The organism is Streptomyces sp. NPDC060035 (genome assembly GCF_042736635.1).
Lineage (GTDB): Bacteria > Actinomycetota > Actinomycetes > Streptomycetales > Streptomycetaceae > Streptomyces.
Genome location: NZ_JBHWVO010000067.1, coordinates 1 through 4,690 on the forward strand (window position 1 = coordinate 1; position 4,690 = coordinate 4,690).

The 4,690-nt window shown below is 67.8% G+C and carries 4 protein-coding genes and 2 pseudogenes; 5 read left to right on the forward strand and 1 reads right to left on the reverse strand.

Annotated features, from left to right (window positions below):
* Positions 1–212 (reverse strand): annotated as a pseudogene (locus tag ACFWBQ_RS38175) (hypothetical protein); the annotation flags it as partial.
* 1,023 nt (positions 213–1,235) lie between these two features.
* Here ACFWBQ_RS38175 and ACFWBQ_RS38180 point away from each other — a divergent pair.
* The 5 genes and pseudogenes from ACFWBQ_RS38180 to ACFWBQ_RS38200 all read left to right on the forward strand — a co-directional run.
* Positions 1,236–1,409, forward strand: coding sequence for a hypothetical protein (locus ACFWBQ_RS38180; RefSeq protein WP_385508623.1), 174 nt, complete (start codon positions 1,236–1,238; stop codon positions 1,407–1,409).
* A 10-nt stretch (positions 1,410–1,419) separates the two neighbouring features.
* Positions 1,420–2,988 (forward strand): hypothetical protein, encoded by a 1,569-nt coding sequence (locus ACFWBQ_RS38185; RefSeq protein ID WP_385508625.1) that lies wholly within the window; start codon positions 1,420–1,422, stop codon positions 2,986–2,988.
* 175 nt (positions 2,989–3,163) lie between these two features.
* Entirely contained in the window at positions 3,164–3,376 is a 213-nt protein-coding gene (locus ACFWBQ_RS38190; protein ID WP_385508627.1) for a hypothetical protein, read from the forward strand.
* A 20-nt stretch (positions 3,377–3,396) separates the two neighbouring features.
* Entirely contained in the window at positions 3,397–3,924 is a 528-nt protein-coding gene (locus tag ACFWBQ_RS38195; RefSeq protein ID WP_385508629.1) for a hypothetical protein, read from the forward strand.
* Positions 3,903–4,690, forward strand: a pseudogene (locus tag ACFWBQ_RS38200) (hypothetical protein); the annotation flags it as partial. The gene ACFWBQ_RS38195 and the pseudogene ACFWBQ_RS38200, both read left to right, overlap by 22 nt.

The window sequence follows — 4,690 nt, forward strand, 5'->3', positions numbered from 1 at the left end:
GACAACACCAAGCCCGCGTCAGCCACCACAAACAACGCGGACACAGCCCCTAACACCTGCCCACCAGTCAGAACAAACACCGTTGCAGTACTAGGCCAGCCGGGGACGGTCCGCAGATCAGCGAAGCCGCGGGAGAAGCGCCGCAGCCCCGCTGCGATGGCGCCCTCTACCTGGATCTCCTTGGGCTCGCCGTCCGGGAGACGGGACGTCATCGCGCGTCCGGCTCGAACAGGGCCACTGACATTGAGTCTTCGCTGTCGGCGGTCTGCACAATGCCGGTGGCGAGCTGCCCCAGCCCGAGCTTGGGGGTGCCCGTGTAGAGCAGCCGACCGTGGTCGTCGACGTTTCACTCAGCCGCGCCCCGGCCAGCAGGACCGCCTGCTGACGGGCAGGTCGTCGATGGGGAACTGTTGTCGGTTGATCCGCTGTTTCTGTGGCTTGAACCGTCCGTTCAGGAAGATTGGGGCCCGAATTGATCTTTCGAGAGGGCTTCTTCCGCTGTCCGGTCACAGTGGTGTGACCCTCAAGCCTCTTCTCAAGCGTCGTTCGGCGTCATACGATCATCGGGCTGTTGCGGGGCCGACGCCGTACTCGCCATATGGGAGCGATGTGCCGTGACCGTAACCCGTCGCTGACGATGTGGTCTGCAGTTTTTTTAACGCAATTTCAAGCCCGAATAGCACTCGTACTTAGAGCATGCGAGGCTCGATCCTCCGCATTTGCATGGGCCATCAAGATCGCAAGTGAAAGAACGGACTCACAGTGAACCTAAAGCGCATAGGCGCAACAATTACCGCCTCGCTCACCCTCTTCGCAGGCGGCACCCTTGTTAATGCAACTCCCGCTGCCGCTGTGGGTGGCTGTCCCTCTGGGAAGCTTTGCCTGTACCGCAGCACCCAATACCGCGAGATGTCATTTTCGTCAACGAGTACCAGCGCATGCTTTGAACTCCTCGACTACGGTCTGCAGATCCCATGGGACGGCATCAATTCCTATGTCAATGACCTGCCTGTAACGGCAAAACTTTGGAGGTACATGGGGCAGGGCTTCCCACCCGCGCATATGGCAAGCATCCGACCCGGCGGCTTCTCTAGTGATAGCGACTCGGTCAACAACTCGCAGTTCAGCACCTCAAAATGGATCTGCACAGGTAGCGCAACACCGAGCTACTGAGGCTGAACTCGTGGTGTCGTAAGGGGTGACGGCTGGCCGTTCGCTGCGGTATCACCGGAGTCATGCGGTATCCACAAGGGGGCGGGCTGACGGCCGAACGGCAGCGGTTCCGCGAGGAGTTACGGCTCAAGGCGGCCGAGCTGTTCGCCTTGGGCGAGGGCGTCAAAGGGCCGGCGGCGCATGGCTGGGAGGACCAGCGCTGGACGCTGGCCCGGGTCAAGACGGTGATCGGCTGACGCTTCCACCTTGCTGGAGACCGAGACCGGCTATCGCAGCGGGAGTGCGTTTTGGGCGGAGCCCGGTGAGCCGCGTCCGCAGTTCGACCCTCAGCGCACGACGCTGACCGAGCGTCGGGAGGCGAAGGCGGCCGAGTTGCGGGCCCTGCCGGCTGCGGATGCGAAGTTCCTGGGGCTGAGCCAGGTGAGCACGCGCACGCTGGAGCGGATGGCCGTGGCCTGGCGGGAGCACGGCGTGGTGGGCCTGGCCGACGGCCGCTGGACTCGCGCACTGAGCGGGCACCGGTCGATCCTGCCGGAGTTCGCGGAGGCGATCCGCGCGGTGCATGCCGAGTCGCTGCACCGCTCGAGGCTGAGCATGACGACCAAGGAGAGGTTGATCCACCAGTACGTGCGGGAGAAGTTCGGTCCTGAGCTGGAGAAGAAGCTGCCGCACCGCACCACGCTGGCGAAGGTGTGGAAGGAGTGGTTCGGGCCGCAGGGTGCGCGACAGCGCTACGTGCGCTCGGCCGCGGCGGTCGAGACGGGTGCCTCGAAGGTGGTCATCTCCCGGCCGGGGCAGGTGGTGGTGCTGGACACCACACCGCTGGCGGTGAAAGTGCTTGACGACGTCTTCGGCGAGCCGATCTCGGTGGATCTCACCCTGGCCTTGGACGCGTTTACGCACTCGCTGGTGGCTTTCCGGCTGACTCCGGGGTCGGACTCCTCGGTGGAGGTGGCGATGCTGCTACGCGATGTGATGCTGCCGTTGCCGATGCGGCCGGGCTGGGGCGAGGACATGGCCTGGCCTTACCCGGGCGCCCCGGCCGCCCTGGTCGCGGAGTTCGCCGGGCACCCCGTGGCCGGGCGGCCGTTCTTCGCCCCGGAGACGGTGACCAGCGATCACGGCAGCGTCTACAAGAACCACCACATGGTCCAGGTCGCCCGCACCCTCGGGGTGACGGTGCTGCCTGCGAGGGCCATGCGGCCGCAGGACAAGGCCGCCTGCGAGCGCGCCTTCGCGGGCATCCAGTCCCTGCTCCTGGAGCTGCTGCTCGGTTACCGCGGGGTGGATGTCGCCGACCGCGGGGTGGGCCCGGAGGGCGACGCGGTCTGGACGCTGGCGGAGATGGAGCACCTTCTGGCGACCTGGATCGTCCGGATCTGGCAGAACAGGAAGCTCGACCAGTACGCACCGGACTGGGATCCGGAGGGCCGGCACAGCCCCAACACGCTGTTCGCGGCCGCAGCCGCCCGGGACGGCGATCCGTTGGAGATTCCGGAGCCGGATCTGTACTACGCGCTGCCCGCGCGTTTGGTGAAGATCCACGGCCGTCGGGGCGTGAAGATCGGCGGACTTTGGTACGGCGGCAGCGAACCGGTGCTGGATCCGCTCCGCAGCGGGCCGTCGCAGCGGGGAGGCAGGCATCGCACCAAGTGGGCTATCCACCGTGATCCGCGGGATTGCCGGGAGGTGTTCTTCGAGGTCGGCGGCGTCTGGCACGCGCTGCGGTGGAACGGGCTACTGGCGACGACGTGCCAGCGTTCTCCGACGCTCGCGTTCACCAGGTCCTGCGCGAGGCCGCCCGTCGCGGCCTGAAGCCGCAGGACGACCGTGAACTGCTGCCGGTGCTGGTGGAGTTGCTACCGGCCAAGACACCGGTCGGTGCCTGGCCGAGCCAGTGGACCAAGGCGGAACGGGCGGAGCGGGCCCGCGAGCTGGCCCGTGCGCGGGCCGCGGTTGCCGCCCGGCCGTCTCCGGCGCCCTGCGGGTCGTGCCTGCCCCGGTCCGTCCGGAGGATCTGGAGCGGGAGAACCGGCGGGCCGTCGACGCCGACCGGCGCCGCCGGCGCGAGGAAGCCGTTGCCGAGCCACCCGCGCCTCCACCGACCCTGGGCGAGGACCTGCACACACGAAGCCTGTTCACCCTGCTGCCCGATGACGAGGACGACGGCCGCACCGGCCAGACGGAAGGCGAGGTCTTGTAACCGGCGAAGTTGCTCCGTTCGTGCTCCCCGGACCGCCACCGGCCCGCAACACCCTGCCCGGCTGGGACACCTACCGGCGGACCCGCAAGAGCTTCATCCCCGCGCCCGTGCTGGACCGGGACGCCCGAAGAGCGCTCAGCAAGCGCCGCTGGCAGATCCACGACCTGCACCGGACCGCGACCCACGCCAATCTGCCGGTGCTATCGACGTCGACGCCGATGAGCCGGGCCGTCGGCAAACTGCTGACCAGCCGAATCGAGACGAACTCGCTCAAGCAGCGGCCCACCACCCGGGCCGGGGTGATGATCACCGGGGGCGGCTACCAGGGCAAGACCGAGTCCGTCTGCGAGATCATCGCCACCTTCGAGGACGGCTGGCGCGAGCTGGTCGGACAGCTCAACCCCGAGGCCCTGGCCGGCACCCGCGACCTGCACGCCCCGGTCGCCTACGTCCAGACACCGGTGACCGCCAAGCCCAAGAGCCTCTGCAAGGCGATCCTGCCCTTCTACGACGCGCCGATCCACTCGTGGATGGACCTGCCGACCTGATCCACCTGGTCGCCGACTGCCTGCACGACCACGGCACCAAGGTCCTGATTCTCGACGATATTACGAGGCTTCGCATGCACCGCGCCGGCGACCAGGACACCCTCGACCTGATCCGGGCCTTCATGAGCATGCACATCACCCTGGTCCTGGTCGGCGTCGACATCCCCGGCTCCGGCCTGCTACGCGAAGGCCGCCGCGACGCCGCCACCGGCCAGTGGACGCTCCCACCCTCCTCCCCACGCCCGGTCAACGGGCTGGAGGCCACCCAGACCGAGCGCCGGTTCGACCTGGTCGAGCTCGAGCGGTTCCGCTACGACAGCCCGGCCAACATCGCCGCATGGGTCACCCACCTGACCGGCGTCGAAAACGCCCTGCGTCTCCTCAACGCCGGCCCCGGCATGCTGAGCACGGGCACGATGCCCGAGTACCTCTTTGAGCGCACCGGCGGAGTCGTCGGCCTGCTCGAACGGCTCATCGAGGACGGCTGCCGCGAAGCCATGGACACCAAGCAGGAGGCCCTGAGCGAGGCACTCCTGGACTCCATAACCATCGACCTGACCCACGCCCCGGACCGCGACCCAGGCGCCGGCGAGATCCCCGCCGTCCCGCCACCCCGGCGCACCCCCAGCCGGCGGCACCGCAACACCGTCCTCGACGACCGCGGCCCAGCTGGTGTCGGCGTACGGACTTTTCTCCCCAGTTGCGTACGGACGAACGTCCCCAGCTCTGACCGCGGGCAGCGGCAGCCCAGCAGAGGATCTCGGTT